The sequence below is a fragment of the Uliginosibacterium sp. TH139 genome, assembly GCF_002855595.1.
Classification (GTDB): domain Bacteria; phylum Pseudomonadota; class Gammaproteobacteria; order Burkholderiales; family Rhodocyclaceae; genus Uliginosibacterium; species Uliginosibacterium aquaticum.
Genome location: NZ_PKRR01000004.1, coordinates 244971 through 266092, shown reverse-complemented (window position 1 = coordinate 266092; position 21122 = coordinate 244971). Strand labels below are relative to the sequence as shown.

The window sequence follows — 21122 nt, the reverse complement described above, 5'->3', positions numbered from 1 at the left end:
GACACGCCTCGATGGGTCAGGGGGTGAAACAGAGCTCATCCCCTGAGTCAGACATGTTTAGCAGTTACCGCTGGTCGTGATGGCGGTAGTCGTCACGAGTGGAGGAGTGCCCGTAGCGGTCGCATCTGCAACGGTAAACGCACAGGTCGTCTTGTCCTTGTCGGTAATGGTTACTGTCGTGGTTCCCGATGTAGCGTAAGAACTATCCATGCCCGCAAGGTTCTTGCCACTGAGCAGGAACGCCGATGCCTTCGGGTAGCCGAAAGCCATGTCCGTGAAAACATCAAGGGTGCCACCTTCATATGCGACAGTTGTGCCCGCGGCTGTTGCGGTCGGCGACCCCTGAGCCAGCCATTTGGCATGGATCAGGGTAATGGACGATTGAACAGCCCCAACAGCACCATTCATCTTGGCCTGACGCGCTTGAGTCGTCATGTCGACAAACTTCGGCAGGGCCACAGCGGCAAGGATGCCGAGAATCACCATCACAACCACCATCTCGATCAGGGTAAAACCACGGGCTTTTTTCATTCCATTTCTCCTTCGGCAGTCAATCAACAATCAGAACCATTCATAGGGGGTCAGCAGCACAAGCTCCACATCACTGCCATCGGGCTGCGTCGCGCGGGTCTGCCATGTCAGCTCCTTATCGGCACCGGACTGCTGCATCTTTAGAAAACGTTGGCGCTCCGGGTGATAAACAAGCTGGTGGCGCTGTGGATCGAAGCGAAAGTCGAGCGGTCGGATCTGCTCGCTCAGCGCATTCAGGCTGCTCGGGCCTGTGCTGGCCAGAAACTCCAGCGGATTGCGCCCGGGCAGATCACCGAGGGGCAGCCCATTCGCCATGCGCCGGACTTTTTCAAGGCGCAGGCCGCTGCGCATATGCGTCACCGCTGTCTCCACGGCCGTTTTTTCGGTCAGCTCCAGCACCATCTGGATACTGTGGCCCAGCACACCGAGCGCGATGCCGGCGATCACCGTCCACATCAGCAATTCGCCCAGCGGCAAGCCGAAGGCATCCTTGCGCATGTCAGTGCTTGCCCAGCATGGCCGAGCTCAGATCCCAGATCGGCAGGAAGATCCCCAGGGCCAGCACCAGCACCATGGCGCCGAGACACAGGATGAGGATCGGCTCGATGCGCGCCGAGAGGTTGTCCACCTCGTAATCCACCTCGCGCTCGTACATGCCGGCAATTTCCATCAGCAGATCGTCAATCGAGCCGGACTCCTCTCCCACTGCGATCATCTGCAGCACGATGGGCGTGAATACGCGGCTCGCCGCGGCGGTGCGCAGGATGCTCTCGCCGCGCTCGACGCCGCGCCGCATGTCATCCAGCTTGGCCGCGATATGGGCGTTATCGACCACCTGCCCCACCACCGTGAACGCCTGGATCACGGGCAGGCCGCTTGCGAGCGACAGCGAGAAGCTGCGCGCAAAGCGTGCCAGGGTGGCCTTGCGGATGGTTTCACCAATGATCGGCAGGCTCAGTTTCTGACGATGCCAGTAGAGCTGACCGCCCGGAGTGCGGACGAAGGCGCGCACGCTGAAGATCAGGGCCAGCACCAGGCCCAGCACGACCCACCAGTAATTCACACAGAAATCCGAGAAGCCGATGAGGATCCGCGTCATCAGCGGCAGCTCGGTGCGAAAGCTCGCAAAAACCTTGGCAAAGGCCGGGATCACCATCCAGTTGATCACGACGAGCGCACCAGACAGGGCGATCACGACGAAGATCGGATAGCGCAGCGCGGCCTTGATCTTGGCGCGCATTTCCTTCTCGAAATTCAGGTGCTCGAACAGACTCATGAAGATGGCATCGAGCTTGCCGGTCATCTCCCCCACCCGCACCATGCTGATGTAGAAGGGGTTGAAAGCACCGGTATCTTTCATGGCGATGGAGAGTTCGCGGCCACTGTCCAGGCTGTCACGCAGCTGCCCCAGCATGGCGGCAAAGCCTGGATGGGTGGCCGAATCGCGCAGGCCGGAGAGCGCTTGCAGGATGGGCACTCCGGCCTTGATCAGGGTGTGCATCTGGCGGCTGAAAAACATGATGTCTTCATCGCTGATACGCCGCCGCGCACCAGAGAACTGGGCAAAGAGACGACTCTGCTGTGCCTCCGGGCTGATCTCCACCGGCACCAGACCACGCGAGATCAGCAGGTCGGCGGCGGCCGATTTCTCCGGCGCCTCGATCAGGCCCTCAAGCAGCCCCCCCTGGGCATCGCGTGCGCGGTAATTGAAACTAGCCATGCGCACGCTTCCTATTCGTCAATCTGGGTGGACACGCGCATCGCTTCGGCCACCGTGGTTTCACCAGCCAGCACGCGAGCCACCGCATGGGCGCGCATGGTCTTGCCAGCGAGCTGGCTGCGGGCGAGGCGGCTGAAGTCAGCCAGACTGTTGCGGCTCAGAGCCTCGGCCAGCGGCGGTGTCATCTCCAGCATCTCGTAGATGGCTTCGCGGCCGGCAAAGCCGGAGTTGTTGCACTGGCTGCAGCCCCGCCCGTGCCAGGCTTGCGCCGCAGCCCCCTTGGCCTCCCGCTCAAGCCAGATCTGCTCGTTCGCATCGAGGCTGGCCGGCGTCTTGCAGGCCGGGCAGATCATCCGCACCAGGCGCTGGGCGATCACGCCCAGCAAGGTGGTGGCGAGCAGGTATTGCGGCACGCCCATGTCGAGCAGGCGCGCCGGCGTGCTGACGGCATCGTTGGTATGCAGGGTGGAGAGCAGGAGGTGGCCAGTCATGGCCGCGCGCACGCCGATCTGGGCGGTTTCCTGATCGATCATTTCGCCGACCAGCACGATGTCCGGGTCGTGCCGCAAGGTAGAGCGCAGCACGCGGGCAAAGGAGAGTTCGATCTTGTCGTTCACCTGCACCTGAGACAGGCCCGGCAAGCGGTATTCCACCGGATCCTCGATGGTGATGATCTTGGTGCTCGGGGCGTTCAGTGCAGCCAGGGTGGCATAGAGTGTGGTGGTCTTGCCCGAACCGGTCGGCCCGGTCACCAGGATCATGCCGTAGGAATGGTTGATCATGCGCCGGTAGTGAGCCAGCATCTCCGCCGGCATGCCGATGCGATCCAGATCCAGCAGGCCGCTGTTCTGCGCCAGGATCCGCATCACCACCGACTCACCATACTGGGTCGGCATGGTGGACAGGCGCACATCCACCGACTGCTGCTTGACCTTGACGTTGAAGCGCCCGTCCTGCGGCAGGCGTTTCTCGGAAATATCCAGCCCGCTCATGAGCTTCAGGCGCAGCACCAGGGCCGGGCCAACCCGGCTATCCACCTCGGTCTGCAAATGCATTTCGCCATCGATGCGAAAGCGGATCTGCAGGCGCAGCTCCTGCGGCTCGATATGCACGTCCGACGCCTTGATCTGGAAGGCATCCTCGAAGATGGACTGCAGCAACTTCACCACCGGCGCATCGTCTGCCGTGGTCTCCAGCGCCGGGCCGCCAAAATCGACGTAAGCGTTGCCCAGGTCGCGCTGCAGCTCATTGGCGAGACCGGTGATTTCGTGGGTGCGGCGGTAGAGGCGGTCGATGGCCCCCAGCAACTGGCCCTCGGCCAGCACGGCGAGGCTCACGTCCTTCTTCAGGGTGCGTGCAATCTCGTCGTAGCCGAACACGTCCGAAGGGTCGGCCATGCCGACCAGATAGCTGCGCCCCTCATCGGCCAGCACCAGCGCGCGGAAGCGCCGCGCCATGGTTTCCGGCAACACGCTGGCCACCGCGGGTTCAACATCCTTCTCGCGCAGATCATGGAACTCGATGCCGAGCTGGCGCGCAATCGCCGTGGCAATCAGCTCTTCGGTCACGACGCCGCTTTCGACCAACACCCGGCCGAGCTTGCGCCCGCTCTGCTTCTGCTGCGCCAATGCCTCTTCAAGCTGGGCTTCGGTCACCAGCCCCTGCTGCACCAGCAACTCACCCAGACGATATTTCTGCGGTTTTCCCATGCCTTGCCCCCGACCAGCCCAACACCCGGCTTACCGGGTACGAGACCTTTAACGGCAGTACGGTGCCGGAACTGTAGGGGCTGCGGGCAAAAGGGCAGGCTCAGTAGCGGTAGGTGTCGATCACACGGCGGACCGTCAACAAGGCCGCGCGCAAGGCCACAAGATCCACCGAACCCAGGGCCACACGGATGGCATGCGGCACCGAGGCGGAGATGGCGAAGGGTTCCGCCGTGGAAACGGAGATCCGCTCCTGCATGAGTGCCCGGGCTACAGCATCAGCCCGCGCCTCCTCCGGCAAGGGCAGCCAGACAAAGTAAGAGGCCGGATGACGCACACAGTCCAGGCCCTGGAAAACGTCCGAGACGATGGCCTGACGCGCTCGCGCATCCGCGCGCTTGGCGGCTTCGAGGCGCGTGACAAGCCCCTCCTCCAGCCAGTTGCAGGCAATCGCTGTCATGACGCCGGGGGTGTTCCAGGTGCTCACCCGGATGGCACGCTCCAGCCGTGGCAGCCAGGCCGGCGGCGCGGCGACGAAACCCACACGCAGGCCTGTGGCCACGCTCTTCGAAAAGCCGGAGACATACACGCTGCGCTCCGGTGCCAAGGCGGCCAGCGGCGGTGGCGGAGCTTCCTCCAGGAAGGCATAGGCGGCGTCCTCGATGATCAGCAGATCATGGCGGCGCGCAATCGCCACCAGTTGCCGGCGCCTGCTGGCACTCATCACCCAGCCCAGCGGGTTGTGCAAGGTCGGCATCAGGTACAGGGCCCGCACCCGCCGCTGCCGGCACAGGCGCTCCAGTGCGTCGGGATCGATGTTGCCAGCGGCGGCCGGAATCGCCGCCAGTTCCAGGCGCTGCGCCTCGGCCAGCACCTTGAAGCCGGGATAGGTCAATGCATCCGTCGCCACCAGATCACCGGGCTGCAGCAGGGCCATCACACTCGTCGCCAGCCCATGCTGGGCTCCCGAGACGATCAAGACCTGTTCCGCCGTGACCGCCAGCCCACGACTGAGAAGATGGCGGGCAATGCCTGCCCGCTCGTGAAGGCGCCCGCCATGCGACTGGTAGCGCAGCAAGGCCTCCAGATCCCCCGCGCTGGCAAGCTGACGCAACGCCGTGCGCAGCAATTCGGCCTGCCCCGGCAGCGAAGGGTAGTTGAAACTCAAATCGATCATGCCCGCTGCCACGGCCTGCTGATCAATACCCAAGCCCTGCGGCAGAGACGTTTCGCGTACGAAACTGCCGCGCCCGGTTTCACCACTGACCAGGCCCATCGCGGCCAGCTCCGCATACACACGGCTGGCCGTGGCGAGGGAAATCTTCTCACGCGCAGCGAGCTGGCGATGCGTGAGCAGACGCGTCCCCGGCGCAAGGCGGCCAGCCCGGATATCCGCCGCCCATGCGTCAACCAACTGTTTGTAACGTGCTTGAGGCATGCCTGAATGTATTCATGACAATTTTTTGAATGTATTGAACATTGTACTTAGGATGATTCATCGCTCACCGACTCCCGGAGAAAACCACGCCATGCATATCGCCATCCTCACCTTCGACGGTTTCAACGAGCTCGACTCGCTCATCGCGCTTGGCATCCTCAACCGGATCAAGCGGCCGGACTGGCGCGTTTCCATCGCCAGCCCCACCCGCCAGGTTCGCTCCATGAACGGCCTGCTGCTCGAAGCACAGGCCTCGCTGGCCGAAGCAGCCGAGGCGGATGCTGTGCTCCTCGGCAGCGGGATGCAGACCCGCGAGATCGTTGCGGATGCCGCCCTGATGGCGCAATTACGCCTCGATCCGTCGCGCCAGCTACTGGGCGCACAATGCTCGGGCACCCTGGTGCTGGCGAAACTGGGCCTGCTCGATGCGGTGCCGGCCTGCACCGACCTCACCACCCGACCGTGGGTAGAGGAAGCTGGTGTGGCCGTACTCAACCAGGCCTTCTTCGCACGCGGCAATCTGGCCACGGCCGGCGGCTGTCTGGCCTCGCAGTACCTCGCCTGCTGGGTGATCGCCAGGCTGATCGGAATCGAAGCAGCCGGCAGCGCACTCCACTATGTCGCGCCGGTGGGCGAAAAGGAGGAATACATCACCCGCATGCAGCGCAATATCGCGCCCTATCTGGACGCCACGGCCACGCTTGCCTGAAACTGCAGCCTGCTCACTGACGGACAATCCCCAGATGTACATCCCCGCTTCCTTCCGCGAAGCGCGCAGCGAAATCCTGCACGCCTTCATGCAGGCTCATCCACTGGGTCTGCTGATCACTCACGGCCCGAGCGGTCTGCAAGCCTCTCCCCTGCCCTTCCTGTTGTATCCGGACGAAGGCGAATGCGGCGTACTGCGCGCGCATCTGGCCAGAGCCAACCCTCACTGGCAGGATCTGCAGGGGCTCCTCGAATGCTTGGTGGTCTTCCAGGGGCCGCAAGCCTATGTCACACCATCCTGGTATCCGAGCAAGGCCGAAACCCACCGGGCAGTGCCAACCTGGAATTACACCGCGGTCCATGCCTGGGGCAGGCCGGAAGTCACCGAAGACGCGGCCTGGCTACTGCGCCAGCTCAAGGACCTAACGGAGCAGCACGAGCAGCGCCGGCCTGAGCCATGGGCCCTGCGTGATCTGCCGGACGACTATCTGGCCGGCCAGCTCAAGGCAATCATCGGCATCGAAATCCCCCTCCAGCGCATTGAAGGCAAATTCAAGCTGAGCCAGAACCGCAATGCTGCGGACCGGGCCGGCGTGACAAGAGGTTTGCGCGACGGGCAGGATCCCCACAGGAATGAAGCTGTCGCGGATCTGGTCGAATACGCCGGCATCTCAAAGCAGCTTTAGAAAGCGCAGCAGACGAAGGACGCAAGACCTATCGTGCTCGCGCCGCGTGTAATACCAGTGTGTAACGCCAGAAAGCAAAATGCCCTGCAATGCTGTGGAAACCACAGGATTACAGGGCATTTGCACATTGCTGGCGGAGTGGACGGGACACCACCCACAAAAAAATTAATTCTAAAAATCAATGTGTTACGTTTCTCGGCGAAGCGGTTTGTGTAACACCATTGCGTGTTGGCCGTAAGGATAGCACAACAGCTTTAGGGCACTGAATTGTGCACAACAAAGGCCCCTTGAAAGCCCGCTTTATAAGCCACAACACGACGCAACGCAACGCCTCGCCCCGCCAAGGCCGGCGAAATCACGCGCATCGCGGCTGGTGTCTACGTTAATGTGGTCGATCCGGCCTGAACGAGACGCGATGCACGCTGTGCTGTGCAGCGCCGGCAACAACCTGCGCCTCTTGCTCAACCGCCTGTGGGCTTTTTTGCGTCTTCTCTATGCGTGGCTCGCCAGCCAATGGCGCCATCCACCAGGATGATCGCGAGCACGTAAGCACTGCAATTTCATCAGGCCAGGGGGAGTGTCTGACTCTTCAGCGGCGACTCAGTACGCTTCAAACGGTGGGCTTGGCATAAATCCGTCTGGGGTCAGGGAGCCTTCAGGCTGATTTGCGCACCAAAGCCGATTTGTACCAAACAACCTGGAACGAATCAAATTTCGGCAAATCTTTGACACCAGAAACTACCACGACCTTTGTTTTGGCAATCTCTAGTGAAGACAAATTGAGTTGCGCAACTTGAAAAACAGCCTTCCCCGTAAGTACGACCACTGGAATACGTTCATAAACAGCACCTGCTAAAAAAATTGCACAGGCCAATTTTTGATTTTTGCGACACCATTCTCGGGTTACTTCGGTATGAAACCCAAGTGGAAGAGCATCTATTTCGCTCCAGACTCCCAGGCCTCTCAAAACGTCCTTAACTCTGTCTGCATCAGGAAGTTTTTCGAAGCCAGAAACAAGCTTCAGCACACTCTGCCGTACGAATCTGAACTCATCTTTTACAAAAACAGACTCAATCTCACGCGAGACACGGACATCACTCCCGCAATCCCCCTCGGCGCCAACAGCAGAGACGGCTTCAACGCCCTCGTCTTCAGAAACGATAAATTTGCATGTCGAAAAAAAATTAATCAGCATATTCATACTGACCGCATCGCCGACCGCAACAACGGCACGAGGCGCAGAGCCAAGCGTGATTAAATCCAAATCTCGACTCACAGGGGCGCATGTCCCCCCATTCACAATCTGACGCCCCCCCCCCCGAATAACATCCAGACACGAATCAACAAATAGATCCTGCGTCAGGAAAAACAACAAAAATATCCACAAAACATCCAAACCATCAACCGCCAATCCTCTGCACGAAATAAAATAAAAAAACAACGCAAAACCAAAAAAAAACAATAAATAACAAGCCCATCGGACGACACTCAGCCGCAACAATTTACGACGAGCAGCCAAATACTCACAATTCAGCTCATCGACTCGTCTTTCAATATTTGAACGACTCAGGCCAGAAACGGCCCTAACATCCAAACTACAAACCTGCCCATGCAGCCATTCGTACTGAGAATTCAGCCTGCTAATCAAATTCACACAACAGCGCTTCTGTATCACACAGCACCAAACAGCCAAGGCATGCACTACAAAAAGCAAACAAAACGCGAATAACACCTGCACTGACACAACAAAAGCCACAACAACAGCTGAAGAAAAAAATCCAAGCCACGCGCCGCACAAAACAACCCACACTATTTCTTTACGACAATGCGAGGCTGAATATCCTAATCCGCGCTCGACCCCGTCGTTATCAGAACCGCAGCGCCCAACATCTAAAACCCTGTATTCGACAAACAACCTTAAAAACAGGAGCGCTCCGAAAACAAATCCCAAAAGCGCCAAGGAGTGTTCGACGGCGTACGCTAACGAACTCGCGCCTGCGGGACGTACGCGAAAAAAAGAAACAGCCAACAACGGCACGGTCAAGCCGACGACGAACAAACTCAAATCGGATTTCGCGAACGAAAAGCGATCGCACAAGCCCAATTTCCTGAGGCCAGAACCGAAGCCCTCGGCTGCAGAGCTTCGATGAACAGCAACAAACCGCCCTCCGTAGGAAGCCAAAAAGTCTTCAGTGGAATAGCAAACCACACCAATGCGCGGGTCGAATACATAATAGCGCCCACACAGAAATGACAACAACACCACAAAGTGATTGTCATTCCAATGCAGAACATAACGTGTATCCGCGAGTAAATCTGGCAACTTCCCGGAAAAAGCGGCACATTGCATGCCTAACGCCGAAGAGGCGCCGCATAGATCGGCCAGGCTTGCCCCCTTGGCCATAGAGCGAAATCTATCGCGCATTTCGTCAAGGCTGATGCGGATCCCGAGTTCGCAAGCAACAAAACCCAGGCATGCAAGCGCGCACTCTCCGCCGCGTTTCTGGAGAAAAAAAGCTTCAAACTTGAATGCCCGAGAAACCGCAACTACTCCGCGCGCAAGCGTGATAATCCATTTCAGGTATGGCATAGTAGGCTATGTCATAGGCAGCGGCTGAAGCGGCCTACTCATGATTGAAAAAACTGAGCACTCAACTACCTGATGAAAAAAAGCCTAATCCCCTCAAATCAGGATCGGCAGATCCTGCTCGCCAAGCCTCTTTCTCTGCGCTTGTTTTCCGTCATAGGCACAGTCGCCATTCTATTGGTTCTGTTGTTTATAACTTTTTTTGAGTATACGCGCAAAGAACATGTTTATGGAATTGTAACATTCGGTCAGGGCGTCGTAAAAATTCAAGCTCCTATTACCGGCATAGTCAGCAAGCTACATGTCGAAGAAGGTGAAGTAGTCGCGCCTGGAGATCCAATCTACACAGTTACAGGCGAAAAAACCTCTTCCAACAATGAGCAAATTTATGCGGGCATGTACCGGCAACTTGAGCTTAAAAAAGAGTTCATTTCTCAAGAGCGCAACCGCCTTACCGCCCTATTTGAAGAGGACAAAAACGGTTTAACAGGAAAAATAAAGTCATTAGAAAAATCATCTACCGAAATATCGAATCAAATCGAAATTCAAACCAAGCAAGTCACCCTGAGCAAATCAGTATACGAGCGCTTCGAGAATCTGGTGTCTCAGGGATTTGCGCCTACCTTTCAACTGGAAGAGAGGCAGCAGAAATATCTGGAACAAGTTACCATTCTTCATAGATTAACTCGCGAACAAGCTGAATTACGTCAGCAAATCGTAGACTTGCACATCGAGTTGAAGCGGCTGCCGTTAAAATTTAACAACCAGATTTCATCGCTTGAGACTTCCAATGCATCATTGACGCAAGAATCCTTGGGAAATGAGTCAAAGCGAGAGCAGATAATCAAAGCATCGCAGGCTGGAAAAATTACAGCCATCCTCGCGAAAGAAGGGCAGGCGGTTTCAGAAGGGGAGATCCTTACATCAACAGTCCCGCAAGGTGCTGAGCTTGAGGTCTTGTTATACGTCCCAAGTCGCGCGATAGGATTCTTAACTCCAGGCGCAAACGTTTTAATCAGGTATGAGTCCTATCCATACCAAAAATTCGGACAGTATTCTGGAACTATTAAAGAAATTTCGAGCACAACCGTACGTTCAAATGAACTAAAGTTGGCCGGTCCGGTGGAAGCCAACTACTACCTGATTCGAGTCGAGTTGACGCAGCAGCATGTTATAGCGTATGGCCATAAAATGCGCCTTCAAGACGGAATGAAGGTTGAAGCAGACGTACTTGTCGACACTCGAAAATTGTATGAATGGTTACTGGAACCTCTCTACAGCGCTAAGGGGCACCTGTCGACACAAGTTCAGCCAGGGGCTCCTTTGTAAAAGAAAAACCGTCTTGCGGCGTTTCGATCAGCCTTAGTGGAGGTGGAGATGGTATATCGGACTTTGGCTTGAGGCCGGCCTCAACGAGCTTTCCCTTCTCGAGGAGTAAATGGCGATCGGCGACATCAGCCAAGCGATCATTAGTACTAAGTAGTATGCAGGATATTTTTTTCTTCTTTATTTGCTTTATAAATCCATCCTGCTCTTCATTGCCGAGGCAATAAAGAGCTTCATCAAGAATCAAAACACTAGGCGCCTGGTACAGACCGCGTGCGAGCATGATGCGTGCACGAAGGCCTGCGGATATTCCCTTTCCGCCCTCTCCAACCTCTGAATTATATTTATTCGGCAAAGAAGATATCTGAGAATGTGCATGAGCGATCTTTGAACAAGAAATCGCTTTATCGAAATCCGCATCATGAGCAAACGCTACGATATTATCCAGCACGGTTCCAGCGAATAGAACGTCATCCTGCAAGACGGCAACCACATTTGCACGAAAACGATGCATGCCAAATTGCCGAAATGATAGCCCCCCGAAACGCACCTCCCCCTGAGGAAGATTAACACCAGATAAAGTCCGGGCGAGAGTAGTTTTTCCAGAACCAATTTTCCCAGTAATTAACAAGCATTCCGACTCCTTCAGCACAAAATTCAGGCCATCCAGAACGAGCGGCGAAGAATCCTGATATCGGTAACGCAAATTTTTTACGCTCAACGTCTTGTTGTCAGGAATGACATCGTTCAGCGTCCCAGCAAGATTGGGCTCTGTCTTAGCAAGCATCAACTCTCCCAAGCGCACGCCCTGAATTTCGATCATCTTAAATTCAAACAGGCGATCCACGAGAGCACAAATTCTGCTCATGAAGTGGTTATGATAAGCGTAGAAAGCCAAAAGCATACCAATTGAAAGACCTGTTTCCAGAACTCCCAACGCACCTAACCCAACAAGCAGAATAGAGGCGGCCCCCACTACCAGTGATTTTGATATGCGGGTTACCCAAGCCAAACGATCAGACTTCAGCTTTGAATTGCTTTCATCGTATGTGTCATCGACGATTTTCGCTAAAAGATTGGTCGCGCAATTCGTCGTCTTGACTGTTTGCATGTGGCCAACCATCTCGATAAACGAGGATTGAACGCGCGCGGATAAAGTGATGGTGTTAATAGATGAAGCACGCTGGGCTCCGTAGCAAAACGTCCGAATCGCCAAATAAATTACTGCAGAAATCAATCCAATCAATGACAACTGGACGCTATAGTACGCCATGATGAGTATGGTCGCCGCCGCCAACACCCCGTCAAGTACTGTCTCAACAAATCCATTCGTAAGCCTTCCCTGAATGCTGTCAATAACGGCCAATCTCGATGCCATGTCCCCAGTACTGAACTTATCGAAAAAACCAGCGGGCAAATTCAGCAAATGCTTATAGGTGTTTGCACGCCACTGCACATTCAAAGTAGTTCCCAAAACCATCAACGCCCAACTTCGAGCCCCCTCAAGCGCAAGTTGGATACCAAGAATCAACAAGAACCCAGTTGTTAGTACAATGACGAGTTCTCTGTCGCCAGAAAGCAGCGCGTGATCCGTTACAAGCTGAACAAATAGTGGCGAAACCAGAGCGAGCATTTCTATAGACAAAGCCAGAGAAATAACTTGAATTGTTGAAGCTTTTAGACCAACCAACTTTCCAACGATTGCTCGCCACCTAATTTTCTGCGGCGTTTTCTCGGCAGAAAATTTCAGCGTAGGAAATACTTCAATTACAGTACCCGTGTAGACTCCCCGCAGCGCATCTGGAGATATGTATATATCCTTTTCCCCTGGCGAACTAACCAGAAATCCACGCCTGCTTACCTTCTTTAGTAAATGAAATGAATTGTTAAGCCCGGAAATGATACAAGGAGTGCGTACTTGATCAAGAATGTGAAAACCAATGTTCAATACGCGAGGAACGAGTTGCAAATACTGACAGATTGCATCAAGGTCCTCAGCCTGCAACCCTTCTCTGGCACTTGAAAACATCCTAAACAATTGCTCGAGCTCAACCGTGTTTCCATAATAATCCGAGAGTAATGACAAGCAGACCACGCCACTCTCAGAAACAGAATGAGCCGGAGTTTCTTTAAAACTTTTCTTAAATGAAAAATTTAGGTGGCGAATATTTTCCATGGCGGCATCTAGTTAGCTAGCGAGCACCTTTAGTTGTCGTGTGAAAATATGTAGCTTAAGGGCGACTTACGACTAACAATTTTCAAAGCGGCAATCAGATTGTGTTGCACGTTATCAATACGAATAGTTTCATCATACTCCGTCGTTCGCACACCGCCAAAAGCTCGGCCCGCGTTTGGATAGCGAGAAAGTTCAACCGAGTGATTCAGTTGAAGTTGAATAACATTTCTAAATCCCCTCTTTATTGCGCGAGCGTAGCGCAGCATTCTCATATCATCGCCTAACGATTGAGCCACACTATAAGCGTCAATGAGTCCTTCCAGATAAACCCCCGTAGAGGACGAATGAGGTGGGCCGAAAGGTCGTGTTGGATCATAGAATCGCCCCATGGCGTCTGGATACCGTGCAACGGTTTCCCATTGCTGGACATCAACGAGCCAGTCGTTCATTTCAAAGATGAAGGACTTCATCTCCTCATCACGCGTTTCACGCCACAGAAGCGAATACGCCTGTGTATGCCACGGAACGAACGCCGGATTGCGATTATTTAGGTGCCATGATCTGTAATATTCAAAACTCCGATAGATCTTGTCCCAAAGCGCATGATCTCTGCTATCAAGCCACCGAACCGCCCAAAACAAAAGCGCCTCGCCTGGATAGAAGTTCTGGCAGTCACCGTCACGATCTGCAGGCCGCCAGAAAGTATGAAAGCCACCAGAATCCTCCCAGAGGTACTCGGTGAACTTAAACAAGCGGCCCAAATATTCAGGATACTTTTCACGTAATTGAGGGGTATTGAGCGCCAAGGCTGCCAAGGCAACCGCGCCGAGTTTGACTTTTTTCCCTTCAGCAATGTATGCCATGTCACCATGGCTGCGGTAATGCTTGCTTAACTGCCAACCCACGGCTTTCGATGCCGCATTGGCATATGACTCGTCATGATATACCTCGTGCGCCTGGAGCAACGCGTAGATAGCCATCCACTCCCGAATCCTGTTTCCTCCCGGATTGACTGCGTCCTTCACAGGATCATATGAGTAGGTGAGTTGTCCGGCCTCGCTAACGTGAGTCTTCAACCAATTAGCGAGGTCTAACGCCAGCGACTCAACTCGTTCAAGAGTAACCTCTTCGATCCTGACAATTGGTTTATGCCGGAATGAAGGGGCCCATCGTCCCTTCAAAGCATTTCGTAGCGGCAAACAATATAGGTCAGCATCAAATAATGACAGCGTCGCAGACGAAGTAGAATTGGGTGAACTATCATACGTCTGCCGAGCAAGACGAAGCGCCGCCTCCGCAAACCCCTCTCTGTTCTTGAGCATATCGAAAGGGCTCGCACGCAATGTGCAACGTTCGGAACGGATAGAAACCCCTCGAACTCCGATTGCTATCTGCCCGGGTAGAGACGAGTTGTCCAAGTCGAGATCCTTCTCCTCGCGCCCAAAGTAAACATCTAACTGAGCCGCGCCTGACGGTAGAGTCATATCCAAGAAACGCTCAATGCACCAAGGCTCAATCCATCCAGAACTCAATGTATTACCATCGCCAATCACAATCCAATGGCAAAACAAAGCGCCCTTTGAAACTCGCTCAAGATCACTGCGGTCGGTTACTTCTGAAAATCTAAGTGCATCAACAACAATACTTTCAGTGCCATTCAATTTAGTCTCAGATGCTACGCAGTTCAGCATGTCACAAGCCCGTCACTTTTCAATAAAATGGAGCATTGGTTGCGGTAGAACGTCAAAAACAAGATGGGTCCTAGGCTTTTCCCCTAGATTCCGAACAGAGTGCATTTTTTTGTTGTCAAACCACCATAACTCGTTTTCAAGCATGACCACCGTTTCGTCTTCTACAACGAATTCGGTACCCTGATCCGAGTTGATGACGAGATGGTAACGATCGCGCACTGCACAGTATTCGCCAATGTCTATGTGTGGCGTGATGTCCGATCCCGGCAAAAGATTCGCAACGCGCACGTGGCCAACAGCTCCCCCGACTTCGGCGACGAAAGTTTCGACAAATTTTCTCACTGAGATCAGAGCGTGCCATGCGTCAAGATCTACTGTCTGGTGAATGTCGAAATACGTTTTACCGGGAACTTGCGCATTGGTTCGCAATTGAATCCGATGGGTGTTGACCTGCGTCTTCTTCACACTCGCGCGCATGGACATATCAACCCAGAAAGGCGTTGTCGCAAGTTCTTCCCGTATTACAGACAGATCCAGGTCACTCTTCAATTTTTTAAAATTCTTATAGCACATCTCTTCTCTCCGTTGTTTTAACGTGGGCGCATCGACGTAATCGACAACCCCCTCATCCAAATCGACTCTGCAATTCAGCGTTAGCATGTATCGAAAAGCCGCAATAACCACTTACTGACCACCGTGGTATTAAGGTAGTCGCTGCGAATTTAAGCTGCGCAGCCGGCTAGGCACGATCATGCTGCATCAATACAGTGTACGGCTCGCCCAACTCTTTGCCGGTATAAAACGTACGAGGCGAAAATCCGGGAGAGGTATCAAACCCCCATCGGCGGTAGCGCTGATGATTGGAAAGTCGGGCCACCATGAAAAACCTTTTCCACGGCGAAGGCCATAGTTTCATTGCATGCTGGACCAAAGCGAACCCGATTCCTTGGTCACGATAACCAGGCAATACATACAACCCGCGAATTCTGACGCAGCTATCAGAAATGTTGTAACAGGAAGTCCAACCGACCTGCTTTCCATTGATGCAAGCAGCAATCGGAAACAAAAGTACTTTTGAAAACAATTCGCTTCCAACGTACTGCATCTGCCCATTTGCATTCAAGAACGCATAGATTGACTCAACGCGAGACTCCTTATTCCAAAGCGGAGCTATTTTTTTGCGCCACTCTTGAAAAGGCAAGATCTTGAACTCCGGCTCAGGCCTGTCTTCTGACTGATCCATAAATAGACTCGTATTCTCCAATGTAAAAATCGTATGGATTGTCGTAGACCTCTAAAAATCGTGACAGCGGCGTTAGGTGAACTCCGTCAGCACTCGCGCCAAGCGACACAAGCTTTTGTCGTAAATTTCCCATCTTTTCTGGAAGGGATGTCTTTGACCAGGCATTCTTTAACCCCCAAACATCAGAGATTACTGGATAGCTAAAATCATTCAGGCATGATTTAAAAACCGCAATCCACGCTCTATCGGAACTGGCTTGCGCGATTTTCTCTATCGGAGATACCGAACACGACGCAAGCCAGGATCTGAAATGAACCGTTTCGATTGCGGCCGCTACCAGCTCTGGCGTCTGTCTGAATATTTTGGGCACTCCTTTTCGGCACTTGTGCGAAAGCCACCGAATGAAAGCGGAGTCATCCTCCTTATCAACAACCGACCAACTGGCCGGGCCTACGCATTTCCGCATTTCCTCATCAAAATTGTTCGAAACAATTTTAATCATACCGGACGGATCAACCGGCACTCCTGCGGATAACTCTCCGTAAAACGCCTGAAGTGCTACCCAAGGATTGGCAGACCCGGTACAGGCTGAAAACTGAAGGCAATAATCTTCGAACCGAGGCCATTGCACAGAAACCACTCTAGATCCAGTTATTGCGTCAGGCGCCTCATCATCGATTGAAAGCACCACCAATTCGAATGGCAATCCAGTCTCAAGCGCCGCAGCATGCAGCGCCTGATTTGGTAGCGTCGCAACGCCACACAGCCCCAGAACATCTACTTTCGCGCTTGCGGCGTCCAGGGCGCGCAGCAATTCATTCCAGAACGTATCCGGTCGGCGTGTAAGAGGTTGGTAGTCCACCCAATAGCGAGCGCTCTGGTGAGATTTAAAGCAGCCCATATCGCCATCAAATCCGAATCTGGTTGCGCCGTAGAATTCATGGCGAACGATGCTCTCTACGTTTGGCGAAAAAGCCCCCCTAACAATATTGTTTGTTCCTGTCAGGCCGAATAATGACCTATTGCTTTCAATGAAATTCATTCTAATTGTGATGCAGGATCACTCTTTGGAAGAAGATCGAATATCAAATGAATGCGGGATGAGGAAGAACGATTGAATGCTTCATGCGGTTTTTTGTTATCAAACCACCACAGTTCCCCCTCTCGCATGACAGCTTCCTCATCACCACACACCATCGGGCTCCCATCGGCGCTGCTAATAACCAAATGGTAACGGTCCCGGCAAGCGTAGTAGCTCCCGCGATCGATATGACTATATACCTGCCCGCCCGGCTCAAGTTTTGCGAACAGAGCCCTGCCCAGCTCGGCATTGCGGATTTCAGCCTGCGTACTCAGAAAATGCATCGTATTCGGAAACAAGGGCGCTAGCGGGCTATCCTTTGATGCATGCACCTCCTCTGTCGCTACGCTTGCATCACCTCTGTCCGCGGCTCGCAAAAAAATCGCTTCCGTTTCGCGCTGAACCTTAATTTTCGCCTGCCTAGAAACATCAAACTTCCATGATTCGTCATTTATTTTAAGCTCATTTTTTATTTCCGACACATCAATCAACGCTTCTTGCAATTCGAAGTTCAACATGCACACCTCAACTTTAACTGGCAATTTAATACAGAAATATAATCACAAAAAACAATTCGCGTGAATACCTAATGCATTTATTACATAAGATCCGTTCGCAGCCGTTCTCGTAAAACAGAACCTTAAAAAACACAAATATTCAGAGCAAAAAAAACCACATACAAAGCAAACAAAAAATTATTTATTCATACTAAAAAACATCACACCCAAAGGCTTCCATATGTTTATCTACATGCTAATCCAAAACAATAGATTGACAGTAAAAATACGGATCCCCCTGGTCGATATAAGCAATCGATAAAAAAATCCCGCCAGAAGAAATCAAGTCCGTATTGACAGACATCCGTGAATTCCCGCTGTTACTAATAACCCACGGAATATTTATAGACTCTTTACCAAAATCAACGTAGTCAATTTTTATTAAACAGTTCAACCCACCATCAGGCACGTCCCCTCGAAATTCAATATTAAAAAAATCATCACAAAAGAATAGAGTATCCTTATCAAAGGAATCCCAAGAACAATAACAAACAGGGCATCTCATTAGCACTCGTTTTTGTTCAAATATGCTATACACACCCACTCTTCTTGTTTTGTTTTTACAGCGAGGACAATTATCAACAAACTCATCTAAAAGAACAGACGCTCTGCTCCAATTCGAAATCCATTTACTCCAGGCATGCCTCCTGACTTTTAAATGCTCAATCAGGTTCAACTCAAAGCATTCTAACTTTCGACTACCACTATCATTGTCAGCCTTTGCATAATTATAATAAGATTCAATCGCATTTACAGCAGTGTGCTTAGCACTCCCATCCATTTCAAGTGCTTCATTTAAAAATCTAATCACAGTTGGCACTGCATTATTTTTTGCTTTTAGGGGACTGAGATGCGTGGCTATTCTTTCAGGAGAGTGTACTTTTTTTTCAAACCTTATACCCGGCTCACCAAACACAACAAGCCTATGTGGATATTTATTGAAAACTTCAATTTTTGAAAGTTTTTTCAAACCATCAAAAACAGAGTCTCCGCTTAGTAGCGTTTTTAATAGATACTGAGCCGTCAAAGGTGTAACAAAAGCGTTTTCGTAATGCGTAACTACCGTCAATACTCTCGGATTATTAAAAAACTGACCCAATATTGACAATGAAACACCATGAGAATGCCGGTACGAAGGAAATCCATAGCAACAATTAAAATAGACTAATGCTGCATTTATTTCACTTACCGGAATAAGTGAGTTGTTTTTCTCTGAAACCGGCTTTCCGGTGCGATAGCAGACCCCAATTTTGAGGCATCTTAAATCAGCATTGGTTTTATTTACATCAACGGGGCAAAGAATGGCGTTAACTGATACTGGAGAGTCAATTCCATCGGAGTGAGATGTCAAAGCAAGAATACTGGTACATTCTTGAAACGCCTTTCTAACATCATTAGCAGAAGCCCCCATCGCGTATGTTTTCACACCCCCAACAACATCTGTACTCCACGCCGTCCCGTCTATATGAGTAATGTTAGAGCTTGGCAAAGCACGTATCGTTAGCGCCGCAGCCGAAACCAGCAACCTTTTCCGAAGCGACTCCGAATTATATATGTCAACAAAAATCCCAATAACGCTTTCATTTCGGAATGAAATAAGATCTAAAATCTCTACGTTTAATTCAGACTCTGGTAAAGCCAAGGCTTCCAATTGTGCTAGAGAGGCTATTAGTTCTGTTTTAGAAATAAAATTAATAATCCTTCGACCGGTTAAGTGTGAGTACAAAGAATATAGACCATAATTTTTATCGTCAGTTTTGTACAAGCCGAATGCCTGTCTTGAACCGGATGTCAGCTCTGAAACAGCAACCTCACGGAATTCACTTTGAACTACAACCTGAGCACCAAATTCATTTACAATTTTACTAAACCAGTTTAACTCTTCGAAATCTCTAATGGGAAACACCGCCTCGCCGTTTGCTCCTAACAACAACCCATCACTCGGAACCACGGCGCATTTAATATAATTATTCATAGGAATTGCAATCTTCCTATTTGTTTATTTCTTTGCAACAACAAAAATACGGCCAGTGTCGTTTTTGACACCAAACGAATCTAACGAATTAAAAATTTTCAGGTCATAAAAACCAGAGTTCCGAGCAATCTCGCGGATCTCTGAAACCTCAATTGACCTCTGAGTTATTTTAAAATCATTTCTCCTCCACTCCAGGCCATCAAATTTTTTAAAGGTTACGCAATCGTAAGTGGCTAAATTAACCATCTGATCGTACCGCCCTCTAGCTGAAAAATAAAACTCTTCATTGCTAGCACAAAAAACTCCTTTCCATCTTTCGAAATGACCAATTGATGTATTTACATCAAAAACGAATGCACCTCCGTCTTTAAGCGTAAGAAAAATTTTTCTAAAAACCTCTTCAAGGATTTCTTTAGACTCCACGTGGTTTAAACTGTCGTAATTGCACAACGCCAACGCACAGCCACGCACATCTGCCAGCGATTTAACATCTCCGCATCTAAAATCTATTCCGCGGTACTTCTTCTTTGCTTGAAAAATCATTTCAGCTGAAGGATCTACGCCAATAACCTGAAAACCCATTTCGCTTAAATAGTTGGCAACAGAACCAGTTCCGCATGAGTAATCCAGTACTTTTGATTCTTTTTCAATCTGTCTCAGATTAAACTCAAGCCAAGGCCTAAACTGACTTAAAAAGGACTCATCAAAAAGGCTGGAATAAATATCAGCAAAATAATCATAGGAAATAGCGTCCGTCATTTTTTAATCTACCCAATTAAATTTGTGAAAAACAAAACACCCGTACGCTTCTGACATGGACAAGCAATATCAAGAAGGCCTATCCGTCGGTGTTCTATCAGATGCGCCGAGTGATGATTCGCATGCTGAGGCGCTCCCATAGCCAAATAGCCGTTTTCGCTTAATTTTGACTCAATTGGTTGGCAGTTGAGGCTAGTGAAATCCCATACTGAGGGCGGTGCAACGGCTTTGAAGACAGCCAACGTGGCCGCCCTGAAGGTTGCACAGGAAGAATTGGTGGATTGGACGCCTAACCAGTTGAATCTGGTGTTGCATTGTGGTGAGCCGAAGCCGTACGCGTTACGATCAAAAAGATATTTCCGGTGGGATTTCAGTTTTGTACGGTTCGCAAATATCTGGAGTGTTGGGGCTTCGCGCCGAAACACCCGATCAAAAGCGTCAACAAACAGCACCCCGGGGCGGTTGATAGGGGCCTCCAGGATGAATACCCAGCCATCGTCGCCCAGACAAAAGCCAAAGCCGAAAGCGCCGACGACGAGTTGGCAGCGATAACGGCGAATTGCTGCGCGCAGCACCACGCGCGAGGCTACGCCTAGCATGGCAAGATGCCGACGTTGTCGCGATCGAAACGTAGCCGGATCAATCTGATTTCTGCGGTCACCCACCAAGGAACACCGCGTTTTTTGCTCCGCCATGAAACGCTGGGCGCGGATATTTTTATTAATTCTCGAGAGCGGTTGTGCAAGTATGCAGGAAAAAAGCCCCTCCCGATCTCCGACAACCTGTGCGTTCCTCACGCCAAGTTGGTAACCGCGTGGCAGGCCGAACCCGAGGAAGATATTGAACTTATTTACTCGCCGAGCTACTCGCCGGTGTGAAATCCAGATGATTACCTGAATGCCGACAGGAAGGCGCGTATAGATTCGTGGATGACCGCC

19 protein-coding genes are annotated in these 21122 nt (G+C 51.8%); 4 read left to right on the top strand and 15 right to left on the bottom strand.

What is annotated here, in order from left to right; genetic code table 11:
- Window positions 1–57 precede the first annotated feature (57 nt).
- From C0V76_RS11045 to C0V76_RS11025, 5 genes are all read right to left on the bottom strand, one after another.
- Window positions 58–531, bottom strand: coding sequence for a type II secretion system protein (locus C0V76_RS11045; RefSeq protein ID WP_101942458.1), 474 nt, complete (start codon window positions 529–531; stop codon window positions 58–60).
- A 30-nt stretch (window positions 532–561) separates the two neighbouring features.
- Complete coding sequence (locus C0V76_RS11040; protein ID WP_101942457.1) at window positions 562–1029, bottom strand: hypothetical protein; 468 nt, start codon at window positions 1027–1029, stop codon at window positions 562–564.
- 1 nt (window position 1030) lies between these two features.
- Window positions 1031–2251 (bottom strand): type II secretion system F family protein, encoded by a 1221-nt coding sequence (locus C0V76_RS11035; protein ID WP_101942456.1) that lies wholly within the window; start codon window positions 2249–2251, stop codon window positions 1031–1033.
- Window positions 2252–2262: 11 nt separating this feature from the next.
- The gene (locus tag C0V76_RS11030; RefSeq protein WP_101942455.1) at window positions 2263–3960 is read right to left on the bottom strand and encodes a GspE/PulE family protein; all 1698 of its coding nucleotides are present in this window, start codon (window positions 3958–3960) and stop codon (window positions 2263–2265) included.
- Window positions 3961–4060: 100 nt separating this feature from the next.
- The gene (locus C0V76_RS11025) at window positions 4061–5395 is read right to left on the bottom strand and encodes a PLP-dependent aminotransferase family protein (protein WP_101942454.1); all 1335 of its coding nucleotides are present in this window, start codon (window positions 5393–5395) and stop codon (window positions 4061–4063) included.
- A gap of 91 nt (window positions 5396–5486) precedes the next feature.
- On the opposite strand from C0V76_RS11025, the gene C0V76_RS11020 reads away from it, so the two are divergent.
- Together C0V76_RS11020 and C0V76_RS11015 are read left to right on the top strand one after the other, a co-directional pair.
- Window positions 5487–6104, top strand: coding sequence for a DJ-1/PfpI family protein (locus tag C0V76_RS11020; protein WP_101942453.1), 618 nt, complete (start codon window positions 5487–5489; stop codon window positions 6102–6104).
- Between the two features lie 34 nt (window positions 6105–6138).
- Window positions 6139–6789: an FMN-binding negative transcriptional regulator gene (locus C0V76_RS11015; RefSeq protein WP_101942452.1), complete on the top strand. Its 651-nt coding sequence runs from the start codon at window positions 6139–6141 to the stop codon at window positions 6787–6789.
- A gap of 655 nt (window positions 6790–7444) precedes the next feature.
- Here C0V76_RS11015 and C0V76_RS11010 read toward each other — a convergent pair.
- Window positions 7445–9379, bottom strand: a complete 1935-nt coding sequence (locus tag C0V76_RS11010) for a cysteine peptidase family C39 domain-containing protein (RefSeq protein WP_101942451.1) — start codon at window positions 9377–9379, stop codon at window positions 7445–7447.
- Between the two features lie 72 nt (window positions 9380–9451).
- Here C0V76_RS11010 and C0V76_RS11005 point away from each other — a divergent pair, with 72 nt between their 5' ends.
- Window positions 9452–10705: an HlyD family secretion protein gene (locus C0V76_RS11005; RefSeq protein WP_101942450.1), complete on the top strand. Its 1254-nt coding sequence runs from the start codon at window positions 9452–9454 to the stop codon at window positions 10703–10705.
- Here C0V76_RS11005 and C0V76_RS11000 read toward each other — a convergent pair.
- The 9 genes from C0V76_RS11000 to C0V76_RS20455 all read right to left on the bottom strand — a co-directional run bounded on the left by C0V76_RS11000 (window position 10659) and on the right by C0V76_RS20455 (window position 20783).
- On the bottom strand, window positions 10659–12878 hold the full coding sequence (locus C0V76_RS11000; RefSeq protein WP_101942449.1) for a peptidase domain-containing ABC transporter: 2220 nt from the start codon (window positions 12876–12878) through the stop codon (window positions 10659–10661). The two genes, C0V76_RS11005 and C0V76_RS11000, sit on opposite strands and share 47 nt — an antisense overlap.
- A gap of 29 nt (window positions 12879–12907) precedes the next feature.
- The gene (locus tag C0V76_RS19650) at window positions 12908–14539 is read right to left on the bottom strand and encodes a hypothetical protein (RefSeq protein ID WP_158239216.1); all 1632 of its coding nucleotides are present in this window, start codon (window positions 14537–14539) and stop codon (window positions 12908–12910) included.
- Window positions 14540–14581: 42 nt separating this feature from the next.
- Complete coding sequence (locus C0V76_RS10990) at window positions 14582–15142, bottom strand: aspartyl/asparaginyl beta-hydroxylase domain-containing protein (protein WP_158239215.1); 561 nt, start codon at window positions 15140–15142, stop codon at window positions 14582–14584.
- A gap of 166 nt (window positions 15143–15308) precedes the next feature.
- Entirely contained in the window at window positions 15309–15812 is a 504-nt protein-coding gene (locus C0V76_RS10985; protein ID WP_101942446.1) for a GNAT family N-acetyltransferase, read from the bottom strand.
- On the bottom strand, window positions 15787–16854 hold the full coding sequence (locus C0V76_RS19645) for a hypothetical protein (RefSeq protein WP_143707407.1): 1068 nt from the start codon (window positions 16852–16854) through the stop codon (window positions 15787–15789). Before C0V76_RS19645 ends, C0V76_RS10985 begins: the two co-directional genes overlap by 26 nt.
- Entirely contained in the window at window positions 16851–17411 is a 561-nt protein-coding gene (locus tag C0V76_RS10980; protein WP_101942445.1) for an aspartyl/asparaginyl beta-hydroxylase domain-containing protein, read from the bottom strand. The genes C0V76_RS19645 and C0V76_RS10980 overlap by 4 nt, the downstream gene beginning before the upstream one ends.
- Window positions 17412–17646: 235 nt before the next feature.
- Window positions 17647–19425, bottom strand: a complete 1779-nt coding sequence (locus C0V76_RS19640) for a hypothetical protein (RefSeq protein WP_143707406.1) — start codon at window positions 19423–19425, stop codon at window positions 17647–17649.
- Between the two features lie 24 nt (window positions 19426–19449).
- Window positions 19450–20184, bottom strand: a complete 735-nt coding sequence (locus C0V76_RS10975) for a class I SAM-dependent methyltransferase (protein ID WP_101942444.1) — start codon at window positions 20182–20184, stop codon at window positions 19450–19452.
- 8 nt (window positions 20185–20192) lie between these two features.
- Window positions 20193–20783 (bottom strand): hypothetical protein, encoded by a 591-nt coding sequence (locus tag C0V76_RS20455; protein ID WP_143707405.1) that lies wholly within the window; start codon window positions 20781–20783, stop codon window positions 20193–20195.
- Between the two features lie 6 nt (window positions 20784–20789).
- Between C0V76_RS20455 and C0V76_RS20450 the strand changes: the two genes are divergently transcribed.
- The gene (locus tag C0V76_RS20450) at window positions 20790–21062 is read left to right on the top strand and encodes a transposase (RefSeq protein WP_101942442.1); all 273 of its coding nucleotides are present in this window, start codon (window positions 20790–20792) and stop codon (window positions 21060–21062) included.
- The last annotated feature ends 60 nt before the right edge of the window (window positions 21063–21122 follow it).

What these genes read in the sequence shown, in the direction of transcription:
- C0V76_RS11045 (WP_101942458.1), bottom strand. Translation starts at nt 531, where the DNA reads ATGAAAAAAGCCCGTGGTTTTACCCTGATCGAGATGGTGGTTGTGATG.
- C0V76_RS11040 (WP_101942457.1), bottom strand. Translation starts at nt 1,029, where the DNA reads ATGCGCAAGGATGCCTTCGGCTTGCCGCTGGGCGAATTGCTGATGTGG.
- C0V76_RS11035 (WP_101942456.1), bottom strand. Translation starts at nt 2,251, where the DNA reads ATGGCTAGTTTCAATTACCGCGCACGCGATGCCCAGGGGGGGCTGCTT.
- C0V76_RS11030 (WP_101942455.1), bottom strand. Translation starts at nt 3,960, where the DNA reads ATGGGAAAACCGCAGAAATATCGTCTGGGTGAGTTGCTGGTGCAGCAG.
- C0V76_RS11025 (WP_101942454.1), bottom strand. Translation starts at nt 5,395, where the DNA reads ATGCCTCAAGCACGTTACAAACAGTTGGTTGACGCATGGGCGGCGGAT.
- C0V76_RS11020 (WP_101942453.1), top strand. Translation starts at nt 5,487, where the DNA reads ATGCATATCGCCATCCTCACCTTCGACGGTTTCAACGAGCTCGACTCG.
- C0V76_RS11015 (WP_101942452.1), top strand. Translation starts at nt 6,139, where the DNA reads ATGTACATCCCCGCTTCCTTCCGCGAAGCGCGCAGCGAAATCCTGCAC.
- C0V76_RS11010 (WP_101942451.1), bottom strand. Translation starts at nt 9,379, where the DNA reads ATGCCATACCTGAAATGGATTATCACGCTTGCGCGCGGAGTAGTTGCG.
- C0V76_RS11005 (WP_101942450.1), top strand. Translation starts at nt 9,452, where the DNA reads ATGAAAAAAAGCCTAATCCCCTCAAATCAGGATCGGCAGATCCTGCTC.
- C0V76_RS11000 (WP_101942449.1), bottom strand. Translation starts at nt 12,878, where the DNA reads ATGGAAAATATTCGCCACCTAAATTTTTCATTTAAGAAAAGTTTTAAA.
- C0V76_RS10990 (WP_158239215.1), bottom strand. Translation starts at nt 15,142, where the DNA reads ATGTGCTATAAGAATTTTAAAAAATTGAAGAGTGACCTGGATCTGTCT.
- C0V76_RS10985 (WP_101942446.1), bottom strand. Translation starts at nt 15,812, where the DNA reads ATGGATCAGTCAGAAGACAGGCCTGAGCCGGAGTTCAAGATCTTGCCT.
- C0V76_RS19645 (WP_143707407.1), bottom strand. Translation starts at nt 16,854, where the DNA reads ATGAATTTCATTGAAAGCAATAGGTCATTATTCGGCCTGACAGGAACA.
- C0V76_RS10980 (WP_101942445.1), bottom strand. Translation starts at nt 17,411, where the DNA reads ATGTTGAACTTCGAATTGCAAGAAGCGTTGATTGATGTGTCGGAAATA.
- C0V76_RS19640 (WP_143707406.1), bottom strand. Translation starts at nt 19,425, where the DNA reads ATGAATAATTATATTAAATGCGCCGTGGTTCCGAGTGATGGGTTGTTG.
- C0V76_RS10975 (WP_101942444.1), bottom strand. Translation starts at nt 20,184, where the DNA reads ATGACGGACGCTATTTCCTATGATTATTTTGCTGATATTTATTCCAGC.
- C0V76_RS20455 (WP_143707405.1), bottom strand. Translation starts at nt 20,783, where the DNA reads ATGCTAGGCGTAGCCTCGCGCGTGGTGCTGCGCGCAGCAATTCGCCGT.
- C0V76_RS20450 (WP_101942442.1), top strand. Translation starts at nt 20,790, where the DNA reads ATGCCGACGTTGTCGCGATCGAAACGTAGCCGGATCAATCTGATTTCT.